This is a genomic window from Clostridioides sp. ES-W-0016-02 (assembly GCF_020641035.1).
GTDB lineage: Bacteria > Bacillota > Clostridia > Peptostreptococcales > Peptostreptococcaceae > Clostridioides.
In genome coordinates this window covers 969,874-995,068 of the sequence record NZ_CP061361.1, presented here as the reverse complement: position 1 = coordinate 995,068, position 25,195 = coordinate 969,874, and the positions used below count along the sequence as shown (strand labels likewise).

General features: G+C 28.4%; 21 protein-coding genes and 1 other annotated feature. All 21 genes read right to left on the bottom strand.

Annotation, left to right across the window (positions count from 1 at the left end):
* Positions 1-695: 695 nt before the first annotated feature.
* Entirely contained in the window at positions 696-1,946 is a 1,251-nt protein-coding gene (locus IC758_RS04935) for a DUF1015 domain-containing protein (RefSeq protein WP_227855781.1), read from the bottom strand.
* A gap of 31 nt (positions 1,947-1,977) precedes the next feature.
* Positions 1,978-2,919: a D-2-hydroxyacid dehydrogenase gene (locus IC758_RS04930; protein ID WP_227436698.1), complete on the bottom strand. Its 942-nt coding sequence runs from the start codon at positions 2,917-2,919 to the stop codon at positions 1,978-1,980.
* A 240-nt stretch (positions 2,920-3,159) separates the two neighbouring features.
* A complete protein-coding gene (locus IC758_RS04925) occupies positions 3,160-4,236 on the bottom strand; it encodes a pyridoxal-phosphate-dependent aminotransferase family protein (protein ID WP_227436700.1) in 1,077 nt (358 codons plus the stop codon).
* A 355-nt stretch (positions 4,237-4,591) separates the two neighbouring features.
* Entirely contained in the window at positions 4,592-5,107 is a 516-nt protein-coding gene (locus tag IC758_RS04920; protein ID WP_227436702.1) for a PaaI family thioesterase, read from the bottom strand.
* A 307-nt stretch (positions 5,108-5,414) separates the two neighbouring features.
* The gene (leuB, locus tag IC758_RS04915; protein ID WP_227436704.1) at positions 5,415-6,485 is read right to left on the bottom strand and encodes a 3-isopropylmalate dehydrogenase; all 1,071 of its coding nucleotides are present in this window, start codon (positions 6,483-6,485) and stop codon (positions 5,415-5,417) included.
* A gap of 6 nt (positions 6,486-6,491) precedes the next feature.
* Entirely contained in the window at positions 6,492-6,983 is a 492-nt protein-coding gene (leuD, locus tag IC758_RS04910; protein ID WP_227436706.1) for a 3-isopropylmalate dehydratase small subunit, read from the bottom strand.
* A gap of 14 nt (positions 6,984-6,997) precedes the next feature.
* Positions 6,998-8,275, bottom strand: coding sequence for a 3-isopropylmalate dehydratase large subunit (gene leuC / locus IC758_RS04905; protein ID WP_227436709.1), 1,278 nt, complete (start codon positions 8,273-8,275; stop codon positions 6,998-7,000).
* Positions 8,232-9,974 carry a 2-isopropylmalate synthase gene (gene leuA, locus IC758_RS04900; RefSeq protein WP_227436712.1) on the bottom strand — a complete coding sequence of 581 codons (1,743 nt, stop codon included), beginning with the start codon at positions 9,972-9,974 and terminating at the stop codon, positions 8,232-8,234. The genes leuC and leuA overlap by 44 nt, the downstream gene beginning before the upstream one ends.
* Before the next feature lie 129 nt (positions 9,975-10,103).
* Positions 10,104-10,348 (bottom strand) — a binding site (T-box leader).
* Between the two features lie 156 nt (positions 10,349-10,504).
* Complete coding sequence (locus IC758_RS04895; RefSeq protein ID WP_227845900.1) at positions 10,505-10,951, bottom strand: hypothetical protein; 447 nt, start codon at positions 10,949-10,951, stop codon at positions 10,505-10,507.
* Positions 10,952-10,971: 20 nt separating this feature from the next.
* Positions 10,972-11,691 (bottom strand): phosphatase, encoded by a 720-nt coding sequence (locus tag IC758_RS04890; protein WP_227482944.1) that lies wholly within the window; start codon positions 11,689-11,691, stop codon positions 10,972-10,974.
* Between the two features lie 118 nt (positions 11,692-11,809).
* A complete protein-coding gene (locus tag IC758_RS04885; protein ID WP_227855783.1) occupies positions 11,810-13,075 on the bottom strand; it encodes a 30S ribosomal protein S1 in 1,266 nt (421 codons plus the stop codon).
* Between the two features lie 212 nt (positions 13,076-13,287).
* On the bottom strand, positions 13,288-14,655 hold the full coding sequence (locus IC758_RS04880; protein ID WP_227436718.1) for an MATE family efflux transporter: 1,368 nt from the start codon (positions 14,653-14,655) through the stop codon (positions 13,288-13,290).
* 242 nt (positions 14,656-14,897) lie between these two features.
* The gene (locus IC758_RS04875; RefSeq protein ID WP_227436720.1) at positions 14,898-15,335 is read right to left on the bottom strand and encodes a COG2426 family protein; all 438 of its coding nucleotides are present in this window, start codon (positions 15,333-15,335) and stop codon (positions 14,898-14,900) included.
* Between the two features lie 31 nt (positions 15,336-15,366).
* Complete coding sequence (locus tag IC758_RS04870; protein WP_227436722.1) at positions 15,367-15,996, bottom strand: HAD family hydrolase; 630 nt, start codon at positions 15,994-15,996, stop codon at positions 15,367-15,369.
* A gap of 21 nt (positions 15,997-16,017) precedes the next feature.
* Positions 16,018-16,905 (bottom strand): decaprenyl-phosphate phosphoribosyltransferase, encoded by an 888-nt coding sequence (locus tag IC758_RS04865; RefSeq protein WP_227824770.1) that lies wholly within the window; start codon positions 16,903-16,905, stop codon positions 16,018-16,020.
* A gap of 28 nt (positions 16,906-16,933) precedes the next feature.
* The gene (locus IC758_RS04860) at positions 16,934-18,157 is read right to left on the bottom strand and encodes a DUF6080 domain-containing protein (RefSeq protein ID WP_227436727.1); all 1,224 of its coding nucleotides are present in this window, start codon (positions 18,155-18,157) and stop codon (positions 16,934-16,936) included.
* Between the two features lie 396 nt (positions 18,158-18,553).
* A complete protein-coding gene (locus IC758_RS04855; protein ID WP_227855785.1) occupies positions 18,554-19,696 on the bottom strand; it encodes an aldo/keto reductase in 1,143 nt (380 codons plus the stop codon).
* A gap of 139 nt (positions 19,697-19,835) precedes the next feature.
* A complete protein-coding gene (locus IC758_RS04850; protein WP_227436730.1) occupies positions 19,836-20,702 on the bottom strand; it encodes a cation diffusion facilitator family transporter in 867 nt (288 codons plus the stop codon).
* 253 nt (positions 20,703-20,955) lie between these two features.
* Positions 20,956-22,503 carry a glycine betaine ABC transporter substrate-binding protein gene (locus IC758_RS04845; RefSeq protein WP_227855786.1) on the bottom strand — a complete coding sequence of 516 codons (1,548 nt, stop codon included), beginning with the start codon at positions 22,501-22,503 and terminating at the stop codon, positions 20,956-20,958.
* Complete coding sequence (locus IC758_RS04840) at positions 22,496-23,632, bottom strand: ABC transporter ATP-binding protein (protein WP_227436734.1); 1,137 nt, start codon at positions 23,630-23,632, stop codon at positions 22,496-22,498. Before IC758_RS04840 ends, IC758_RS04845 begins: the two co-directional genes overlap by 8 nt.
* A gap of 274 nt (positions 23,633-23,906) precedes the next feature.
* Positions 23,907-25,001, bottom strand: coding sequence for a DNA polymerase IV (dinB, locus tag IC758_RS04835; protein ID WP_227482947.1), 1,095 nt, complete (start codon positions 24,999-25,001; stop codon positions 23,907-23,909).
* Positions 25,002-25,195: the final 194 nt, after the last annotated feature.

Below are 25,195 nucleotides of genomic sequence, written 5' to 3'. Positions count from 1 at the left end.
ATACTTATATTAATAAATTCCTTATAATTCTTTTCATGCTTATAAATACCTCAATCAATTTTTTAAGTTCCTCTTAGATAAGATACTATTTAACATTGTCCCACTTTAATTTAAAGATAAAATTAAACTCAATATATCCTCATTTTCAACACTTTAATTTTAATGAATATTTTAAAAATATAACTTAATTTTCTTTTGATTTTAATAAGGCTTAATAACATAGTATATACTAATTATTATTCATTATTTTTCTAATTAATCACTATACTTTTTATATAATCAATCCTGTTTCCAGATTGAATTACCATTTTCTTAAGCTTCAACACTATAAAATAATTATAAGCTTCATACTCATCCTTGAAACTTAGTTTCCGAATAATAATTCTAGCATGTCACTTTAATATCCTTTTATTTTTCTAATTTTGCTCATATAACAATATAGTCTATAATAATAACAAATATCTTTTAACGCTTATTATAAATACTGTTTATATAAATTTCCATTCTAAATTATAACATACAATATTACTCTATTTCTGTTAAATGTAAATTTTTACCATATAAAAATCTAAAAAAAAGATAGCTTTTTAGAAAAACTATCTCTTATAATTTAAAATTACTATACTATTATTTTTAATTAAAAATTAAAGGCTAAAAAGTAGTAGAGTTTACTTTTTAGCCTTTAATTTTATTAATTATTCATTTATTTCGTGTAAGAATAGCCCACATCTTACCTTAGGTTCAAACCATGTTGACTTAGCTGGCATTATCTTGCCTGCATCTGCTACTTTTATTAAATCCTCAATACTAGTAGGATACATTGCAAACGCTACCTTCATATCTTCATTAACTCTTCTTTCTAATTCCTCAATACCTCTAATTCCACCAATAAAATCAATTCTTTTATCTACTCTAGGATTTTCAATTCCTAAAATAGCATCAATCACATAATTTTGTAGTATAGAAATATCTAATGAGTCAACTGGGTCTTCTATGTCTAATAAATTCTTATTTGCCTTCATTTTGTACCATTTATCACCCAGATACATTCCGAAAGTTCCTTTTTTGTCAGGTTTATATTTTTCTTTACCTTTCATTTGTTCTACATCAAAATTTTCTTTTATTTTATTTATAAATTCTTCTTCATTTAAACCATTTAAGTCTTTGATAACTCTATTATAATCTAAAACCATTAGATTTTCATCTGGTGCAATCATTGCTATAAAATAATTAAATTCTTCTTTTCCAGTATAGTTTGGATTTTTAACTCTCATTTCTTTAGCTACATTTTCTGCTGAAGCTGTTCTATGATGACCATCTGCAATATATAAATAATCTAATTTTCCAAATGCATTTACTAAATTACATATTATATCATCATTATCAATCTTCCACACTGTATGCTCTATCTTGTCATCTGTTATAAAATCATATAAAGGCTCATGATTATCCATAAAATCATTTATCATATCATCTATTAATCTTTGATGTTTGTAAGTTACAAGTATAGTTCCCGTATTAGCATCACAGTATTTTATATGATTAGTTCTATCAACTTCCTTTTCTGGTCTAGTGTACTCATGTTTTTTTATTGTTCCATCTAAGCTTTCATCAACTGAAATACATGCAACTATACCAACTTGAGCTCTGCCATCCATAACTTGTTTGTATATATATATACAATCTTTTTCCTCTTTTACTAGAATTTCTTGTTTTCGAAATTCGTCCAAATTTTCTCGTGCTTTTAAATAAACTTTTTCATCATATAAATTTATATTTTCATCTAAATCAATTTCTGATTTATCTATATGCAAAAATGAATATGGATTCCCTTTTGCAATTTCTCTAGCTTCTTCACTATTCATAACATCGTAAGGAAGTGCTGCTACTTTATCTACTATATATTTATTTGGTCTAATCGCCTTAAATGGTTTAATCGTTGCCATTACTAAATTCCTCCTAATTGTATAAAATATTTTATAATGCTACCCCTATTAGATTGTTGAAGTCAAGAAAGTAGTCTTGAATCACATTTACAATTTCTTCTCCAATTCTTTCTTGAGCCTCTACTGTAGATGCACCAATATGAGGTGTAGGAGAAACTCTTGGGTGATTTACTAAATCTAGATTTAATGTAGGTTCTTGCTCATAAACATCTATAGCTGCTGCTGATAATTTACCCTCATCTAATGCTTTTAGTAAATCTTTTTCGTCCACCAAACCGCCTCTTGCACAGTTTATTAAATAAGCTCCATTTTTCATCTTATTTATTTCTTTTTCAGTTATTACTGCCCCCTTATTCTTATCAAAAGGTATGTGTAAAGATAAGAAATCTGCTTTTTGTAAAACTTCTTCCATATCACAGAATCTATATTTGTTAAAGCCTTGTGCTTCACCCATTATATCAGTATATATGACATTCATTCCTAATAGTTCTGCCCTCTTTGCAACTTCTTTTGCAATTCTTCCAAAACCTATAAGTCCTAATGTTTTTCCATTAATTTCTGTACCTTTGTATTTTTTCTTTTCCCATTTTCCATCTCTCATAGTTACATTTGCAGTATTTATGAATCTTGCAAGTACAAATAATTGACCTATTGTAAGTTCTGCAACAGATATACTGCTTGCATTTGGAGTATTCATGACTTTTATTCCATTAGCTTCTGCATATTTAACATCTATATTGTCTAATCCTACCCCACCTCTTACTATCAATTTTAACTTTTTACCTTCTAATGCTTTGTCTATTACATCCTTAGTAACCTTAGTAGCTGAACGTACTACAAGCACATCAACATCTTTAAGTTTATCTCCTAAAACATCTTTTTCATAAAACTCTTCTATCACATTAAAATCTAACTCTCTCAATTTTCTCGCTGCATCTTTCTCTATTCCATCAGTAATTAATATATTATACATAACAAACTCCTCCAATTATATTCACTTAATTTTTCCAATTTTTATTTTTTAAAGTATTTTCATCACTAAAAAACTTTATTTAAATTACACTTTCTATTTATATAATTTTCAAAATATTTTTTATTAAAGTCATATCAAATTTCATTAATGTTTGTTAAAAATTTAATATGTAATTTTCATAAAACACATTTTATTTTATATATTTTAAATTTAACTTAAAATACACATAATTTTGTAATATTACTTATTAAAACCTAATATATCATCAATATTATCTAATAATTCTTGTACATCTTCGACAGTATAGTCACCCATATGTGAAATTCTAAAAGTTTTTTCTTTTAAATTGCCATAGCCATTTGCTATTTGGAATCCTCGTTCTTGTAATTTTGAATTTAAATTTGATACACTAATACCTTGAGTATTTTCTATAACAGTAAGTGTATTGGATAAGTGATTTTCATTGGTAAAAATTTGGAAGTGTTTTTTAGCCCAGATTCTAACTAAGTTTGCCATGTCTTCATGTCGTTTGAATCTGTTATCTAGGCCTTCATCTAATATATTATCTAATTGGAAATCTAAAGCGAACATGTGAGAAAGAGATGGTGTTGAAGGGTATTGGTAGTTTTTCTTGATTAAGTATTCATACATTTCTAACAAATCAAAATAAACTCCTCTAAAAGGTACTTGCTTAGCTCTATCGATTGCTTTTTGAGAAAATGTGCAAATAGACATTCCTGGTGGTAATCCCAGTGCTTTTTGTAATGATGTTATACAAATATCTATTCCAATCTTATCAACCTCGACTTTTATTCCACCGGCTGAACTTACAGTGTCTACACAGTAGACCACATCTTTATATTTTTTAACAACTTCTCCAATTTCTTCTATTGGATTTCTTATTCCAGTTGAAGTTTCATTGTGAGTTACGGTTATTAAATCATATTCTCCGGTAGAAAGCACCTTATCAACCATTTCTGGTGTTGTTGCCTCTCCTAATTCAACTTTAAATATATCCGCTGGGACATTATTAGCCACTGCCATTTTGTACCATCTATCACCAAAGGACCCACAGGAAAATACTGCTGCCTTTTTGGATGTACAGGAACGAATGGAGCCTTCCATTAAACCAGTTCCGGACGACGTGGATAAAAGTATCGTGTTGTTGGTATAGAATAGTTTTTGCATTTTTTCACTTATACTTTTTTGAAGTATAGATGCATCTTTCCCTCTATGTCCTATCATTGGTGTAGCCATCTTTTCCAAGACTTCTGCTCTAACATCAATAGGACCAGGAATAAATAATTTCTTACTCATTATAATTCCCTCCTTTTTTAGTTTGTAATATGGATAGTGTGTTTACTGTCCTTATTTTTAATATCTATAATATCAAGCTAAATTAAGTATGTCAACATAAAAATTATATTTTATATATAATTTATTTTCTATATTTTGTGAAATCATCCATTTTACACCTCATCATTAGTTTGAATTTTCTGAATTTTACCTATAAAAAAAATACACTTTTTAAATATATAAATTATTTTTTTTAACGTGTAAATTTAATGCTATTATAAGAATTTTTTTTAAGTATAGCTAAGTTATTTTTATCTTATGTTTTTCAATTTTATATTTTTTTACACATCATTTTACATAGCAAATATGTAATCACTTAAATCTCAATATATTCAACTTTTTCTTCTGATTCAGCAAAGAACCATTCTTCATCAGAAAAATCACCTTCTGCTATTTGACCAATAGGCATCTTCATATATTTTCCAGTTGCTGTTACTGCTATCTCTCCATTTGGCAAAATTATTTCTCCTGTACCTTCAAATAATTTTCTATTTTCTTTAGTTATCCTTCCAACTACTTTTATAGTAGCATCTGTTGGTACTGGCTTTTTATATTTCAATTCCAAAGATACTGTAACCCCCCATATTTGGTCATCATTTATACTTACAGCTCTTCCAATAGTCTCATCTAATATTGCAGCAGACATACCTCCATGAACTCTTCCTGGATAACTCTGATGCCAATCTTTTGTATTACAAATTGATACAAGTTCTCCATTTTCAAGTTCATAAAAATCTGCTTTTAATCCTAATTCATTTTGCGTTCCACAAACTAAACAAGATTTACTACTATTTTGCTTTTTTAAAACCTTATATTTTCCCAAAAACTCCATCTCCTAACTAATATTGACAGTCACTTAATATTCATAATACTAAAATATATTATATAATATTAATTAAATCCCTGCAAATTTCTAATAAACAAAAATAGGCTATTTCAGCATTAAAATCTTAATCCAAAGTGTTATTTTATAAAAAAGCACAACGTGATTTTATGTAATTAAAATTACCTAAAATCATGTTGTGCTTTAAAAATAAAATATCTCTTCTACCCCAAATATAAAACTATTTCACAATAAATTTTTTACTAATGCCCCCCATTATATGACCAAATCGTATTATATAAATTAAACTATAATTCTAAATTTCATTTACTATTAATTCTCCCATTTTCTTTGTACCAACAACAGTTCCTATACTATTATATATATCACTAGTTCTGTATCCTTTTCTAAGTACATTTTGTACTGCATCTTCAATGCATTTAGCTTCATCTTCTAGATTAAAGCTATGTCTTAACATCATTGCGACAGATAAAATAGTTGCAATTGGATTTACAATATCTTTTCCAGCTATATCAGGAGCACTCCCATGTATTGGTTCATACATTCCAAAGCTATCTTCTCGAAGTGATGCAGATGGTAACATACCTATAGAACCTGTAACCATGGATGCTTCGTCAGATATTATATCTCCAAAGATGTTATTAGTCACTATTACATCAAATTGGCTAGGGTCTTTCACAACTTGCATAGCAGCATTATCAACATACATATGTGATAGCTCTACATCATCAAATTCTTTAGCTAAGTTCTCCATAATACCTCTCCAAAGTCTTGAACTTTCAAGCACATTTGCTTTATCTATACTGACAAGCTTCTTCTTTCTATCTCTAGCGATTTCAAAAGCCCTTCTTCCAATTCTTCTTATTTCATTTTCATTGTATACCTCTACATCATAAGCCTCTTCAACACCATCAATAATCTTTCTTCCACGTTCTCCAAAATAAATGCCCCCTGTTAACTCCCTCACAACAACAAAATCAATGCCTTTTTCTACTATATCTGCTCTAAGTGGCGAAGATTCCTTTATACTTTCATATATAGTTGCTGGTCTCAAATTTGCAAATAAGCCTAAGGATTCTCTCAATTTCAAAAGACCTGCTTCTGGTCTTGCATCCCCTTTACATTTATCCCACTTTGGACCCCCAACAGCTCCAAGTAATACCGCCTCGTTTTTTCGACATATTTCAACAGTTTTATCAGGTAGAGGTTCTCCAGTTTCATCAATTGCACATCCTCCAGCCAATACATATTCACAATCAAATTTATGATTAAATTTATAACAAATTTTATTTAAGACCTTTATACCTTCTTTTATAATTTCTGGCCCAACACCATCACCTTTTATGACTGCTACTTTACAATTCATACACCATTACCCCCTGTTTACCTTTATTGAGTTAATTAAACCTTCATTTGTTATGATATTTTGCATAAACTCAGGAAATGGTTCAGCCTTATATTTTGTTCCTTTTGTTATGTTTTTTATTACACCTGTTGAAAAATCCACTTCTATAGTATCACCTTCTTCTATGCTATTAGCTGCTTCCTCACATTCAAGTATTGGAAGCCCTATATTTATAGAATTTCTAAAAAATATTCTAGCAAAAGTTGATGCAATTACACAGGATACTCCACTTTCTTTTATTACGATTGGAGCATGTTCTCTTGATGAACCACATCCAAAATTTTTAGTTGCAACTATAATATCTCCTGCCTTTACTTTAGATACAAACTTATCATCAATATCTTCCATACAGTGTGTTGATAGTTCCTTATAATCAGCTATATTTAAATATCTAGCTGGTATTATTACATCTGTATCTATATTATCACCAAATTTAAAAACTCTTCCATTAGCAATCATAAACTTTACCTCCCTTAAATTATTTCTGATGGTTTTGATATTTTTCCAGTTATAGCTGATGCTGCTGCTACAGCTGGACTGGCAAGATAGACTTCTGAATCAACATGACCCATTCTTCCTACAAAGTTCCTATTTGTTGTTGAAACTGACCTTTCTCCTGCTGCAAGTATACCCATATGACCTCCAAGACATGGTCCACATGTTGGTGTAGAAACAGCTGCTCCTGCTTCTATAAAGATAGTAATATATCCTTTTTCTATTGCTTCAAGATATACTTTTTGAGTTCCAGGAAATATCATCACTCTAACCCCATCTGCAACTTTTTTACCTTTCATGATTTCAGCTGCAACTTCAAGGTCTGATATTCTTCCATTTGTACAAGAGCCTATTACAACTTGGTCTATCTTTATATCGTTATCAATCTCATCTACTGTTTTAGTATTTTCAGGAAGATGTGGAAAAGCTACTGTTTCTTTTAATGTAGCTAAGTCAATTTCATATACTTCATCATAAATTGCATCTTCATCTGCTTCGTATACATTTACAACTTTTTCTGTTGTTGTACATTTATGTGAATTTATATATTCTATAGTTTTATCATCTACTGGAAAAATTCCATTTTTAGCCCCTGCTTCTATTGCCATATTACAAATAGTAAATCTATCATCCATAGATAGATTACTTACTCCATCTCCACAAAATTCCATTGATTTGTAAAGTGCCCCATCAACACCTATCTTCCCTATTATATGAAGTATCACATCTTTTCCAGTTATCCATTTATTTGGCTTATTCTTTAGGACAAATTTTATTGCACCAGGTACCTTAAACCAACATTTTCCTGTAGCCATGCCAGCTCCCATATCAGTTGAACCTACGCCAGTGGAAAAAGCGCCTAATGCTCCATATGTGCAAGTATGAGAATCGGCACCTATGACTACATCTCCTGCTGTTACTATACCTTTTTCAGGAAGAAGAACATGTTCTATTCCCATATCCCCTACATCAAAGAAATTGACCACTCCTTTGGATTTTGCAAAACTTCTTGTAAACTTACACTGCTCTGCACTCTTTATATCTTTATTAGGTGTAAAATGGTCCAAAACTATTGCCACTTTAGATTTATCATAAACATCCTCAATTCCTAACTTTTCAAATTCTCTAATAGCTACTGGTGATGTTATATCATTGCCTAAAACTATATCTAAGTTTGCTTCAATCAATTGTCCTTTCTTAACCTCATTTAAATTAGCATGTTTCGCTAAGATTTTCTGCGTCATAGTCATCCCCATTTTCTGCTTCCTCCTCAATATAACTTTTATTTATTGCATTCATAAGAGCATTAATAGCTGCTGTATTTATATTTTCTGATATGCTTACCCCAAAATAAACTTTATCATTATGTTCTATTCCCACATAGGCCACACCTCTTGAATGTGAACCTTCCTCTAATGCATGTTCCCAATAATATCTAAATTTATAATCTTTCATTCCACATTGTTTTAATGCATTATTAAATGAATCTACTGGCCCATTTCCTATTCCAACAATCCTTTGTTCATTACCCATATAAGTTACTCTTGCAGTCATCTCAATCATATTAGTATCATCAGAATCATCACTTTCATAGTTTATCTCATCCATTGATTTTATCTTATATTTCTTAACTTTATATGGACTCTCAACATCAATATATTCCTTCTTGAATAAGTTAAATATTGACTCACTGCTAAGTTCCGCTCCTATTCTATCAGATTCCATTTTAACCACATTTCCAAAATCAGCATGCATATTTTTAGGTATCATGAAACCATAATCTGTTTCCATTATATAAACAGCTCCACCTTTTCCAGATTGGCTGTTTATTCTAATGATTTCTTTGTATTCTCTTCCTATATCATGAGGGTCTATTGGTAAATATGGAACTTCCCAACAACCATCATTTCTATTGCTAATTGCTATCATACCTTTTCTAATAGCATCCTGGTGAGAACCTGAAAAGGCACAATGTACAAGATTTCCTGCATATGGATGTCTATCATGTACTGTAAGTTTTGTACAGTCTTCATATATTTCTATCATTTTATCAATATTACTAAAGTCTAATTCTGGGTTTATTCCTTGTGTATAAAGATTAAGACCCACATTTACTATGTCCATATTACCAGTTCTTTCACCATTTCCAAATAATGTACCTTCAAGTCTATCTGCTCCAGCTAATAATCCAAGTTCACTTGCTGCTGTACAAGTTCCCCTATCATTATGAGTGTGTAAACTCATTATAATAGAATCTCTACAGCTTATATTTTCACAAAACCATTCTATTTGGTCTGCATATATATTTGGTGTTGCCATTTCTACTGTTGATGGAAGATTTATTATAACTTTCTTTTGTGGCGTTGGTTTCCACACATCTATAACTGCCTCACATATCTCAAGTGCATAATCCATTTCTGTACCTGTGAAACTTTCAGGTGAGTATTCAAAAATAAACTCTGTTTCAGGATATTTCTTTGCTTCTTCATTGAATAATCTTGCTCCCTCAACTGCTATATCTATGATTTCTTGTTTACTCATATTAAAAACCACTTCTCTTTGAAGGACAGATGTAGAATTATATAAATGTATTATTGCTTTCTTACATCCTTTTACTGATTCAAATGTTTTTTCTATAAGATGAGCTCTAGATTGTGTAAGTACTTGTATAGTTACATCATCTGGAATCATATTTTCATCTATTAGCTTTCTTAAAAATGTATACTCTGTATTTGATGCTGATGGAAAGCCTACTTCTATTTCTTTAAACCCTGTATCCAAAAGCATTCGGAACATTCTGACTTTTTCTTCTACATTCATAGGTGTTGGCAGTGATTGATTTCCATCTCTTAAATCGACACTACACCAAACTGGAGCTTTTGTTATTTCGTTATCTGGCCATTTACGATTTACCATTTTCATTCTATTATATTTTTTATATTTTCCATATTTCATGTTATTTTCCCCCTTTTCTGTTTTTTGTATTCAGTATACCTTATATCGACGCAATTCTACCCCTTTTCAATTCATAAGTACAAATGTTAGATTTATCATTAGAATAAAAATAACCCCATCTCTAGTAAAACTAGAGACGAGGTTTTGCTCGCGGTACCACTCTATTTAGCTTTTTAAAAAGCTCCCTTAGTAATAGCTACTACTAATTATTATAATAGCTATTTTTCCTATAACGTGGAAATACGGTTATCCTAAGTTACACAACTCAGGAAACAGCTCCTAGACAAGTTCAGAATTATCAACTGCTAAATCACACCATACTTTAGCTCTCTGGAAGTTTCATGATTCTTACTACTTCTATTCATCGCTTTTAAAATCATTTAAATTTTCTAAATATTTTGATTTAATAGTTATTATATACACATTAAAATGTATTGTCAACATAAAAAAATAATTATCTGTATTTTTTTATTATTTATTTTTGTCAAGTAATATTCTAAATCATGCTAACTATTGAAAATAGTATGGTATTACCCCTTAAATTTTTTTATCTTTTCATCTATTGTACTCAATAATTTTTTTTCATCTTCCAAACTCAATGCATTTAATCTAATTTTGTAATTAAAATTATCAGCACATATATTTAATATATTTTTTGTTACTTCTATTTTTTCTATTACTTTATAGTTAAATTTTTGATTTTTTCTAGCTTTTATACTGAAAATACATTGATTATTTATTGATATTGAATGATTATCAAGAGTAAGATATACTTTTCCCTTATATCTATTTGAAAAATCACGACCTTGCTTAAAAAGAAAAACCGCTGTTATTATACATAAAAGATATAAAAATGTTGTTGAGTATATAAAAATTGTGGCCAAAATTATAAGAGCTAAAACCATATTTATAACCATTCCCTTTTTGAAATAACCATTGTCATAATAATTCATGTAGATAAACTTATTTTTACTCAAATTTTCTCACTCCTAAAATTCTAAAAATTTATATTAAAAAACTCTACAATTTCATCTTCATGATAATTTATTACTAGTTCTTCTGGAAAATCCACTGATTTTAAAACTTTCTCTGCACTTTCAAATTCACCTATAGAGTAACATATATGCGAATCTGTACCAAGAATAACTCTTACACCATATTGTTTACATAATAGTAACATTTCACTTGCATTTTCCCAAGTTCCAGTTCTATGAGAATTTGAACTTAATGAAGAGTTATTTATTTCTAAAAGAATATTTTTATCCTTTGCTTTTTTTACTATAGACTCATAATCTAAAGGATATCTACTATCATCTGGATGCCCAATTATCTTTACTCTAGGTTTATCCATCACTTTTAAAATAGCATTTGTATTTTCTTCTTTTGTACCTGAAGCTATACAAGGTCTATGCAAACTTGCAATTATATAATCTAAATGTTGTAGCATGTCTTCTGGAACATCTAAGTTTCCATCATAATCCATGATATTTCCTTCTATACCTCTAAGAATTTTTAAATCTTGTATTTGGCGTGGAAGTAGATGTAAATTATAGAAGTAAAATGGATGTGGTCCTCCTGGCATATTAGGACCATGGTCTGATATGCCTAAATATTTTATATTTTTTTGAATTGCTTCTTCAACATTTTCTTTAAAAGTACTATGTGCATGTCCACTTATTAAAGTATGACAATGTACATCTATAATAGCTTTTTTCATTAATTTTCCTCCTAATACTGTATATAAATTTTTATAGATAGTTGAAGGGCTATTTTAAAACTAAAGCTGTCAAAATAGACAGAGTAATGTTTTAAAACAGCCCCCCTTTTTGATTATTTTATATTTCTAAGTCTTTAAATTTATCTTTAAATAATTCTCCAATACTTCCTAGAGATTCTTCTACTTCTAAAAACTCTGTTATATCCTCTTCTGGCTCTCTAGTTGCTTCTTTTATCGAAACTAACATTCTCTTAGTTTTTGGTTTAAAATCAAGAATTTTAACTTTAATTTCGTCTCCAATATTAACAACATTAGTAACTTTAGCTACTCTAGTATCACTCAATTCAGAAATTGGTAAATAAGCATCTACACCTTCTTCGATTTGAACAAAAGCTCCCTTTTCTATAATTCTAAGAACTTTAGCATTAACAACATCATCAACTTGTAATTCTTTTGCTATTAAATCCCATGGGTCATTGTTTATATCTTTTAATGCTAGTGCAATTTTTTTAGTTTCTTGATTTACATCTAATACATAAACTTCCACTTCTTGACCTTCAGAGACAACATCTTCCACACTTTCAACTCTTGTCCAAGATAGGTTATTTATATGTGCTAATCCTTCAATTCCACCAATATCTATGAATGCACCATAAGACATTATCTTTGTTACTTTACCATCTCTTTTCTGACCAACTTCAAGGGAATTAAACAATTCTTCTTTAGCTAATCTAATACGAGCTTTTTCTTCTTCTCTTTCATGTTTTATTCTAGCTCTTTCGGCTTCCTTTTCTGCCTTAATTTGAACTCTTCTTTCTTCTCTCTCTTTATTTATACGTTCTTGTAATACGTCTCTATGAGATGCTACAAATCTATTTTTTCTAGCATCCATTTCTTTTATATATACTTCTAAGTTACGACCAACAAATTTAGACGTATCTGTAATAAACTTTGTGTCAAGCTGAGAAATTGGTATAAAAAATGTATATGTATTGTAATTAGCAAATACACCTTTTTCTATATTTTTTTCAACGTTTACAGTTATTATTCTATGTTCATCATAAGCTTTGTGTAAATCAGCAAAATCATTTTTTCTATCTAATTGTAACTTAGATAAAGTTATTGTTCCATCTTTTTGAGATACTTTTGTTATTATAGCAGTTATTTCATCATTTATATGATATAACTCTTCTATAGATTGATTTTTTTCTATGTTTAATTCACTTATAGGTATTATTCCATCAAACCCATAACCTAATTCTAGTTGTACTTCATCATTTCTCACTGCAGTTATTTTTCCAGTTATCAATTCCCCAACTTTCACTTTGCTGAACACTTGCTCTTGTTGCTCAAGTAGCTCTTGCATTGTTAAATCATTTTCCATTATATAAACATCCTTTCCTCTTATTGATTATCATATCTGTAAATATTATACCATTAATATTGCAAATACTTACATTTTTCTTACTATAATTTTAAATTTTAATTCTAGTTTGTATCTTTGTAAATTATAAAAAATATCTTCTTAAATTAAAATACAAATTTTAATTTTTAACTAATAATATATGCTCCTAAAAACTTTCTACTATTTATATTTTACTCCTCTATTACTTTAGGTTTTGATAGAGAACATTTATAAAACACAAAGAAACAAATTGCTGTAATAGTGGCTGCTGTTATATCTGCAATTGGCTCTGCTAAAAGTACAGCAAAAAGTTTTTCATCAAAAAACATTGGAAGTATAAATATTAAAGGTATCAAAAGTACAACTTTTCTAAGAAGAGCTAAAATTAAAGATATTTTTGCTTTTCCAAGCGCTAAAAATGTCTGCTGGCAAGCTAATTGTATTCCAAACATAAAAGAGCCAGCAAAATATATTTTTATACTCCAACTAGTCATACTAAGTAATTGTGGGTTTTTGTTAAATATACTTACAAAGAACGTAGGGAATATCATAAGTAAAATCCACAAAATTGCAGAGTATGTAAAACATGACAATAAACATAACTTAAAAGTCTTTTTTACTCTGTCAATCTGTCCTGAACCATAATTGTAACTTATTATTGGTTGTGCCCCTTGTGTAAATCCCATGTTAGGAAGCATAAGAATTTGCATTATACTACTCATTATTGCCATTGAACCTACTGCTAAATCTCCTCCATACATCTGTAATTTGCTATTTAGGGCTATAAGCACTAAACTTTCTGTAGATTGCATTATAAATGGAGAAATTCCCAGACCTAATACTGGCAAAATAATACTTGCTTTAGGCATCATGTATTTCTTTTTTATCTTAAGTATACTTTTCTTTCCAAATAGAAATACCAATACCCAAATAGCAGAAACTCCTTGTGCAATTATAGTGGCTAATGCAGCTCCTTTTACCCCCATACCAAATCCAAATATAAAAATTGGGTCTAGTATTATGTTTATCAAAGCTCCTATAGCAACCGTAATCATACCAGTTGTCGCAAATCCTTGAGTATTTATAAAGGTATTCATACCTAGTGAAATTTGAACAAATACTGTCCCTATTAAATAAATATTCAAATAATCCATTGAATATCCAATTGTAGATTCGCTTGCTCCAAATAGCCAAAGTAAGGGTTCTTTTCCAATCTGAAAACCTATAGTCAATAGTATCGCCAAAATAACTAATACAGAAAAACTATTACTCATTATTTTCTCTGCCCCATCATTATCTTGTTCCCCCATTTTTATAGCAGCTAAAGGTCCTCCCCCCATACCAATTAAATAACTACATGAAGTTATTATAATTATTATAGGAAATGCTACTCCAACACCTGCCATAGCAACTTCGCCACTTTCCATTCTACCAATAAAGATTCTATCTACTATGTTGTACAAAACATTCACAATTTGTGCAATAATAGCTGGTGTAGCCAATTTAAAAAGCAATTTGCCTACATTCTCACGACCTAAATCAGTATTTGAATTTTCCATCTTAAAACCTCCTTAATAATTTAATGTTTAAATCTATTACTATTAAAAATACATTTTATATAAAAACTTTATTTTATTGATAGGCAAGTTTAAATTAATTTCCTCATAAATACTACTATACTATATTTCTTTTATGATAGTAAACATTTTAAGACCAAATGAATTTAAATATTTTGTCTAAATAAAAAATATTTTTCACATATTTTCATAAAAAAACTATCCAATAGTATATTTGGATAGTTTTATATTATATGTAGAGAAAGGGCTGACACTATGACTCCAGACAATAAATTTCCTAAAAATACTCCTATAAAAGCATCTTTTATTCTCATTTTTAGTATTGAGGCTATCGCAGACGCAGTCCATGTTCCTGTTGTTGGAAGTGGTATGCCTACAAATAGTATTATACCTATTATTGAAACGCTTTTTAATTTCTTCATTCTTGAATTTATTTTTTTATCAATTGTGTTAGCAAGTCCCTTAAATAACTTTTTACCTTTCAAAAATTGCAATATATGTCTAAATGTCAATATCAAAGGAATTGATACTAATGTAGAACCAATCACACTAAATACATAAACCCATATAGGATTTAAGCCCATTGCAATACCTATAGGAATGGCTCCTCTTAACTCTGTTACAGGAACCATAGACAAAATTAATATGTGCAAATATCCCAAACTATCCCCTCCTATTCTAAGTGATATAAAGCTATGAATTTATTTGTTCTATAACCTCACCATTTTTCTTATTAACCAAAAATGCATTTTTAGCTAAGGAAAGCATAGGTAAATCACTTTTAGAGTCTGAATATGCATATGAATTTTCATAATCAATCTCAATTCCAAGCTTATCTAATACAGTATTTATTCTCTGTATTTTTTCAATTCCCTTGCAGTTTTCGCCAATGAATTGGTTTTTGTATCTTGAATTTTCACAAAATAGCTCAGTGCCTATAACCTCATCTGCGAAATCATAATACTTAAAGTACTTCATATATGCATATGGAGATGCAGTTATCATAATTACAACATTATGCTCTTCTTTGTTTTTATAAATTACTTTTTTTATAGACTCATTAATTTTTTTCATTATACAACTATCAAAAAAATCTTTTAACTCGTCTTCGCTAAAATCTACTATTGGATAAAAGATTGCCTCTTTTGCTTTTTTCAAAGGTACTATTTTAACCAAATACATCATTAGAGTAAAAATTATGTATGGCAATTTTATAATAGTCTTAAGTGTTTTATTTTTTAAAGAATAAATAAAAAAGTCTACCATACTATCAGTATTTATAACAGTATAATCTATATCGAGCAATAATACACTTTTTTTCATAAGTATTTTCCCATCCTATCACTAAAAAATTAATATTATTAAACATGTAATTACCCATAAGATTACGTTTATTTTTAAAGCATTATCTTTTAGTATAATGTCAGTAGGATTTCCTTCATTTGTTTTGTTAATTATATAATTATATCTAAGTACACCATAAACTACAAATATTGTTGTAAATATCATATCTGGTTTTTCTGGATTACTTGTAGAATATAATGCATAGCATACAATTGTAGAACTTAGTATAACTATCATCATTTGATTTAAATTTTCTATATCATAATCTTCTAGTATTTTTCTATGCTCAACTGCATTATCTTTTAAAATTATGATTTCTTTTTTGCGCTTTCCAAGAGCTAAATACAGAGATAAAAAAAATGTACATAATATTATCCAGTTTGATAATCTAACATCTATAGCTACACATCCTGCATAAACTCTAAGTATAAAACCAAGAGATATAGAAAACACATCTAATAGAATTATATTCTTTAACTTAAGAGAATATAATATATTATTTATCAAATATAAAATGAGAATTATAGTTAATTTAAAATTAATAACCGTTGACAAGCAAATTGAAATTAAAGCTAAAACAACAAATAATATATTCGCACTTCTTTTACTTATTCTTCCACTTGCTACTGGTCTATTACGTTTTTTAGGATGTCTTTTATCTTTATCCATATCTATAGCATCATTTAATGCATATGCTGATGATGATATCAAACAAAAACACACAAAAGCTATAAATGTATTTAACAATAGACTTATATTTAGTATATTGTTTGAAAATATTATAGCAGCAAATATAAATAAATTCTTTATATACTGCTTTATTCTCATTAATCTTATATAATCTGAAATTTTAGTAAGAAGATTAATTATTGTATTTGTCTGTTTCATAAACTTACTACCCTTTCAACATTATTTTTTAAACAGGATATGATTTTATCCCAATATTTAAAATTTCTATAAATCCATTTATATTACTAATTATTATAGTGACTAGCAACAATGATAAAAATATATTGTACATACTTTTTTCATTTTTTCTAAGTGCTTTAGTAAAGTAAGCTAACAAAACTATAACAGCAAAACTAAAATTTATAGTCATTATACTTGAATTAGTCAGATTGTACCCTATTATACCATGTAAAACTAAATTAAATAAAATTATTCCCATACACAATTTAGGAACTCTTTTTTCTGAGTTCTCAATAACAGCTAAAACACAAAAACAAAATGCTAATAAAGTAAGGATAACTGGTATCGTTGCAACTTCTCCATTTTGTAAAAATAGTCCTTTTTTAATCTCTGCTCCAGGAAAATAAAAAACTGAATACAATAATCTTTCTATAATCATTGCAACTTTTTCTAAAATAGGCTCTCCACTTATAAACTTTGTATCATATTGTATTACATTTCCAAGATTCATAAAACTTTCATAAGATTTTGTTGAAACTACACAAATATATGCCATTAAAATAAATGTAATTAAATGCTTTAATATTTTTCCTATTTTTAATTTAAATTCAAATATTATGTTGAGCAAATACAAATATATATTACTAATAGTTATTCCAAATAATGGTATAGCTGCTAATTCTACTAAATAAGAGTTTTTTCCGTTCATTTTATTTGCAATAAATATAAAAAATATTAATGTAAACTGACTATATATAAATCTTTCTACATTTAAGGTCATAAATAGTTGTGGAAAAGAAAATATCATTATCATAGTAAGTAAAATTAAGGTTAACCTCTGCATTTTTATTTTTTTAATATGATTAAAAACTAAAGTTATAGATATAGCACTAGTTACTATTTGTAGACAAATCAATCCAAATCCATAAGCAGTATTAAAATCAGTTGTCCCTGGATTTGCTATCGAAGTACATAGTAAATATATTGGATATGCAAAAATTGATATAATAGCTGAAAATAATACGTGCTTGCTATTGTCTTGATTTATAGCAAATACATTTAAATTGAATAGTACACCTGTATCTGTATCTAATAACACATCATAAGTGTTGTTCAAATCATAAAATATTGTAGTTTTAGAAAAGAATGCTATTGTTATTATTAAATAAGTTATTATGACTAATATAAATAAAAACATCTCATTTTTATATTTAAATATATTATTTTTCAATATATATCACCCTCCATTCATTATATAGGATTTGTTACTACCTACAATTTATTCTTTTAATTATAATAATCACTTTTATAATATCCTTACTTGTTTTATTGTAATTGAATAATTCCTTATTTACAACCACAATATTTACTTTATTAAAAGCTATAATTAAATAAAAATTATTTGTGTAATATATATTGAAAGCTTATAAAATTAGAGTTTGCAAGTAATTTTATTGTAAAATATTGGAATAATTCAATGTGAAAATAGATACTGTCAGTTAGTATAGATAAAATTTACCCATAATAAATTAAAGCATAATATATAAGGAGACAAAATCATAATTTGTCTCCTTATATATTAAACCTTATTAAATACTATACAAATTTTAAGTACAATATAAACTGACTATACTGTGACATTATTAACTCCATGTTCTTCCCATTGCTTAATTTCTCTTAATCTGTCAATTATCGGTAAATGTTGAGTACACTCAATTTCACATTTTCCGCAAGCTATACATTCTTTAGCTTTTGCTTTACTATTCATTGTATAATTCCAATGTGCTAGCCCATAGACCGATTTTGTCATTTCTTCATCACTCTTTTTAAACATCTGTTTTTCATTATAAAAAAGCATATATGCTGGAGTGTTTATATCTTTTGGACATACTTTACAATATCCACAACCTGTACATATTTCATTCATATTTTTACTTAATCTAGTTTCAATATCATGTATATCTTCATCTGAATATATTTTATGCTCATCTGCAATTTTACAAGCATCATCTATATCCTGCTTTTTATTAACTCCTATTAACGATATATTTATTTGTGGAATTCCTATGTTAAATCTTAAGGCTGATTCTATAGTACTTTCACCTTCTCTTGCTAGAAAAGAAAGCTCTTCATTGTACTTTGGAATAGTTCCACCACTTAATGGATTCATAGCTACAACACCATATCCATTTTCAATAGCATGTTTAGCACCTTTTAATCTATATGGAAAGTTTAGTATATTAATTCCCATAGTAACACCTTCAAACTTATTTTCATCAAGAACCTTTATGACTTCATCTCCTGGCTGATGAGATGAAAATACTATGTGGTCTATCAATCCTTCTTCTTTACATTTTAATAGACCCTCATACTGACCTCCAGGTCTCATTGCAAATTCATAATGTTCCATCTTTCTAATATTCCATATATGATAGAAATTTATTTTAGATACGCCCAATCTTTCTATTGACTTTTTCACAGCATCTACTGCTTTTTCTGCTGTGTCGTATACTTTTGGCTTTCCTTTTGTAGATACGTAAAAGTCTGTTTTACCTTCTTTTATCATTTGTCTAAAAGCTAGTCCAAATATATCTTCGCTTCTGTCATCACAATACCCTGGTGCTGTATCAAAATAATTAATGCCCTTTTCATATGCATATTTAATTAAATCTGCATTTTCTTGGTCATTTTTTTCTAAATCAAATCTTAATCCTCCATATCCAACTACCGAAACCATTTTCCCAGTCTTTCCATATTCAACGTATCTCATAATAAATTCCTCCTTAGGTATATTAAGACTTAATTTCTCTATAAAAAATATTATACCATAAATATTTTCTGAAAATATTTATGGTATAATATTTTTTTTATGAATTATAAATTTTTATACTTATGTCTTTATAATCAAATTAAAAGCTATAAAAAGGTTCAATATGCACTATTACCTGAGCATTTTCATTAATTTCTTCTTGTATTTGTTTCTCAATTTTATGTGTTAAGTCATGTGATTGCTCTACACTTATAAATGGGTCTACCATTACATGCATATCAATATAAATAACACTCTTACTACCTCTACTTCTAATATTATGAACATCTCTCACTTCATTAAATTCAAATACAATTTCCCTTATATACTCTTCATCTACAGCTACTCTATCAACTAAAATTCCAATAGACGGTTTAAATATTCCATAAGCTGAATAAATTATAAACCCAGAAATAATAATAGGAACTACAGATTCTATTATTACTGGAAATCCTAACTTAACACCAACTAAAGTAACCAATACTCCTAAAGACACAAATATATCACTTCTTGTATGCAATGAGTCTGAAATTAAGACATAACTATTCAGTTTAGTTCCAACTCTATACTCATATATACAGACAAAAATATTTATAAAAAGAGTAATGACTAGAGCAATTAAACTTTCTATAGTTATAGAAGGTGTAACTGGGTTTGCCAGTCTTGATATAGAACTAAGAATTATCTTAACTGCTATAACAAATAGCATACCACTAATAAATAAACTGGTTATAATTTCAAATTTTTTATGCCCATAAGGATGATCTTTATCTTTTGGTTTAGATGCAAAAAAAATACCTATTAATCCTACTATATTAGATGCTCCATCTGACAGAGAATGAAACCCATCTGCTGTCATACTATAACTTTTAATTTTATTACCAATAATTATTTTTAATAATGCTACAGCAAAATTGGCAAATAAAATTATCCATAACACTTGCTTCACTTTTTTATAATTATCCATAACTGTATACCTCCTCCCTTCGACTTAATCGAAAAAAGACTATGTATCAATATCAATTGACTAGATAAAGCAAATTGTATATATGCACACTTACTATATTTATATTCAAAGTTGGTTGTACTTGTTCATTCAATTTAAAAATTAATTATGAATTAAAAATCATAATATAGGTTTTGTATACAAAAAAATAAGTTATAAATAGTATTTAAAATACTATCTATAACTTAAGTTCATAATATAAACTATTAATTTTCTATACTAAACCTTCTTTAACTAAGAATGAATGAGCAACCTCTTCTGGTGATTTTCCAAGCTCATCAACTTGATAGTTAAGTTCTCTCATAGTTTCTTCATTTATTTTTCCTGAAAGCATATTCATCACTTTTTCTAACTCAGGATATTTCTTAAGAGTATCTTGTCTCACTAATGGAGCCGCATAATATGGAACAAAGAAGTTTTTGTCATCTTCTAATATCTTAAGATTAAACTTCTTAATAAGACCATCAGTTAAAAACGCATCTACAACTTGAGATTCATTATTATCTAAAGCTGTATATCTTAAACTTCCATTCATAGCTTTTATATCTTTGAATTTTAGACCATAATCTCTAGAAATACCTACAAAACCATCTTCTCTATTTTCAAACTCTAAAGTTGGTGAGAAAGTAAAGTCACTACTATATTTAGTTAAATCAGAAATAGTGTTTATTCCATATTTCTCAGCAGTTTTAGGCATCATGGCTAATGTATAAGTATTGTTAAATCCAATAGGGTCAAGTAAAGTTAATTGATTCTCTTTTTCCATAGTATCTTTAACAACTTTATATGCTTCATCAGCATCTTTAATTGGAGCATGCTTCATTACATTTACTAAAAGTGTACCTGTATAATCTACATACATATCAAGTTCACCAGATTTAATAGCATTAAATGCAACAGATGAACCACCTAGATTTAAATTCTTTTTAACATTAAGGTCTGTATTTTTCTCTATCAATTCAGCATAAACATTACCAAGAATAAGTTGTTCTGTATAATCTTTTGAACCTATAGTTATTGTCTCTTTTTTGCTTGAAAAACTTGAACCAAAAGTAACAAATAACATTGCAATAATTATTATAGCAGATACTACTTTAAGCCCTATATAATTTTTCTTTGGAGCCTTTGGATTTAAGCCTTTTGGAGTAACTGCAACTTCAATCTTACTAAATAAATAATCAACTAGCAATGCAATTATACATGATGGAATTGCTCCTGCTAAAATCATATTGTTATTTACAGTTTGTACACCTGAAAATACTAAATATCCCAGACCACCAGCACCTATAAATGCTGCAAGAGTCATAAGACCAACCGCTGTAACAGCAGAAATTCTAACCCCACCCATTATTATAGGCAAAGCTAAAGGAAACTGTATTTTAAATAAAGTTTGATTTCTTGTAAGACCAATACCTTTAGCCGATTCTAATACTACTGGGTCAATACTTGTTATACCTATATATGTGTTCTTTACAATTGGTAATAATGAATATACTACTACCATAAATATTGCTGGTTTGCTTCCTATACCAAGTACTGGTACAAGAAGACCCAAAAGTGCCATTGATGGAACTGCTTGAACTAAGTTTACAAATCCAAGCACAATTTTTCTAAGAGATGGTATTCTTGAAATAATTATTCCTAGAGGAACACCCACTAGTATAGCTATCAAAATAGATGTAACAGTTAAGCTCATATGTTGTATCAAAAGCTCTATAATCTTATCTTTTTGCAATAGTATAAAATTAAAAAAATTATCCAAGAACACTCACCTCCATCTCTAGGAATTGCTCACTTAAAACAGAAAGTAAACTACTTCTAGTAATCAGTCCTACTAATTTATTTTCACTTGAAACAACTGGAATATATCCAACTGAATTACAGTTCATTATATTTAGTATTTCTACTAAATTATCACCTTCATTTACATGCAAAGGCTCTCTTGACATAATATCACCAAGCAATGTCGATTTATCATGACGGTCTTTCATATCTTTTACAGTGACAATACCTTTTAGTGTTCTAGCTCTATCTATGATTAGTAAGCTATCAACCTTACTCGTTCTCATAATTTCTATACCTTGAGTTACAGTTCTTGTTGAATTAACAGCAATAGGATTTTTTATCATAATATCTTTTGCTTTTATATATTCTGGATTATCCCAGACTCTATCTTCTCCAATAAAGTCTTTTACAAAATCATTTGCTGGATTTCTAAGTATGTTCTCTGGAGTATCATACTGCGCTATTCTTCCATCTTTCATAATACAAATCTTATCAGCTATCTTTAAAGCTTCATCCATATCATGAGTTACAAATATTATAGTTTTTTTCAGTTCATCTTGAAGAGAAAATAATTGTTCTTGTAAAGATGTTCTTGTTATTGGGTCTAAAGCACTAAAAGGCTCATCCATTAATATTATTTCAGCATCAGTTGCAATGGCTCTTGCAACACCAATTCTTTGCTGTTGACCCCCACTAAGCTCTGAAGGATACTTATTTAAAAAATCATCACTATCAAGACCTACCATTTCAAGTAATTGTAAAGTTCTTGCCTCAATTTCTTCAACTGACTTTTCCTTTTTTAAACGTGGAATTAACTCTATATTCTCTTTTATTGTAAGATGAGGAAATAGACCTGTGTTCTGTATAACATATCCTATTTTCCTTCTAAGTTCTATTTCATTTTCTTGAGAAATTGGTTTACCATTAATATATATTTCACCAGATGTAGGTTTTATTAATTTGTTTATAAGCTTCAAAGTAGTAGTTTTCCCACAACCACTTGAGCCAATTAAAACTACCAATGTGCCTGTTTCGACAGCTAGAGAAATATCATCTAATATTACATTATTTCCCATTTTCTTGGTTACGTTTCTTATCTCTATCATAATTTATCATCCCCTCTTTCGACAAGCAACCCTTGCCAACGCAATAAGTTGTTTTTATAATTATATCACAATATCCCCTTTATGTAAACAAAGTACGACTTTTGGGTTAATACATATTAGTAAACATTACTATAAATATCAAGTATTTGTATACAATACTCAAATTTAAAAGATATAAAAAAAAATAAAAAAATCTTAATAAAACAATACAACACTAGCCTTAATTATATATAATTAAGGCTAGTGTTAATTCATTCATTTAAACAAATAGTCATCACTGAATACTATCCATATACTCAAATAAAGTAATGTCTTTGTAAGTTTCTTTTTTGTCGCTTAAGTTTGATATTGTAACTCCTAATAGTCTAATTTGTTTTCCATTCATTTCAACATTTCTCAATAAATTGTCAACACTATTTCTTATATCATTATATTCATCAATATAATGTTCTAAACTAAGACTTCTAGTTATCTGTGTAAAATCCTCATACTTAACTTTTAATGTCAACGTCTTTCCAAATTTCTCAGAGTTTTTTAATCTATGGCACACTTCCTCACAAAGTTCATCAAGGATATTACGTGTTTCCTCTTCGTCAATATCCAAGTTATGACTTAGTGTAGTCTCTGCTCCAACAGATTTTCTAACTCTATTTGGCTCTACTGGTCTATCATCTATACCCCTTGCAAATTTATATAAGTCATATCCTTTTTTCTTAAATATGTTCTCAAGTTCAAATAAATCTAAACACCTTAAATCATATCCTGTTTTTATCCCTAAATTTTTAAGAGTATTTGAAGTGACTTTTCCAACACCAAAAAATTTATTTACAGGCAATTTATCTAAAAAATCCTGAGCATTTTCTTCATTTATTACAGTCAAACCATTAGGCTTTTTTAAGTCTGATGCTATCTTAGCAAGAAACTTATTATATGAGATACCCGCTGAAGATGTAAGTCCAACTTCCCTAAATATATCTCTTTTAATTTGCTTTGCTATTTCAATTGATGAATCAATATTCTTTTTATTTTTTGTTACATCTAAATATGCTTCATCTAAAGATAGTGGCTCTACTAAATCTGTGTATCTATAAAATATATTTCTTATTTGATTTGATACACTTTTATATACCTCAAATCTAGGTCTTACAAAAACTGCATATGGACATCTATTGTAAGCTACAGTGGATGGCATAGCTGAATGTATGCCAAATTTTCTAGCCTCATAAGAACACGTTGCAACTACTCCTCTGCTTTGTGGATTTCCACCAACAACCACAGGTCTACCTTTTAATTTTTTATTGTCTCTTTGTTCTATAGACGCATAAAAAGCATCCATATCTATATGAATTATTTTTCTATAAAATTCCATTCTTATCACCTTAAAGTATAACTAGATTAAATTTATTTACATCACTGTTTTAATTATACCAAACTTATGTTTCTTTATGCTATTTTTTCATCTATTTTATTTATATGTCAATACTTTCTCTTACTAAAACAGTTTATAATCAATTAATTCAATACAATTTATAAAAAATCATAAAAAACACTTGCAAAAACTAG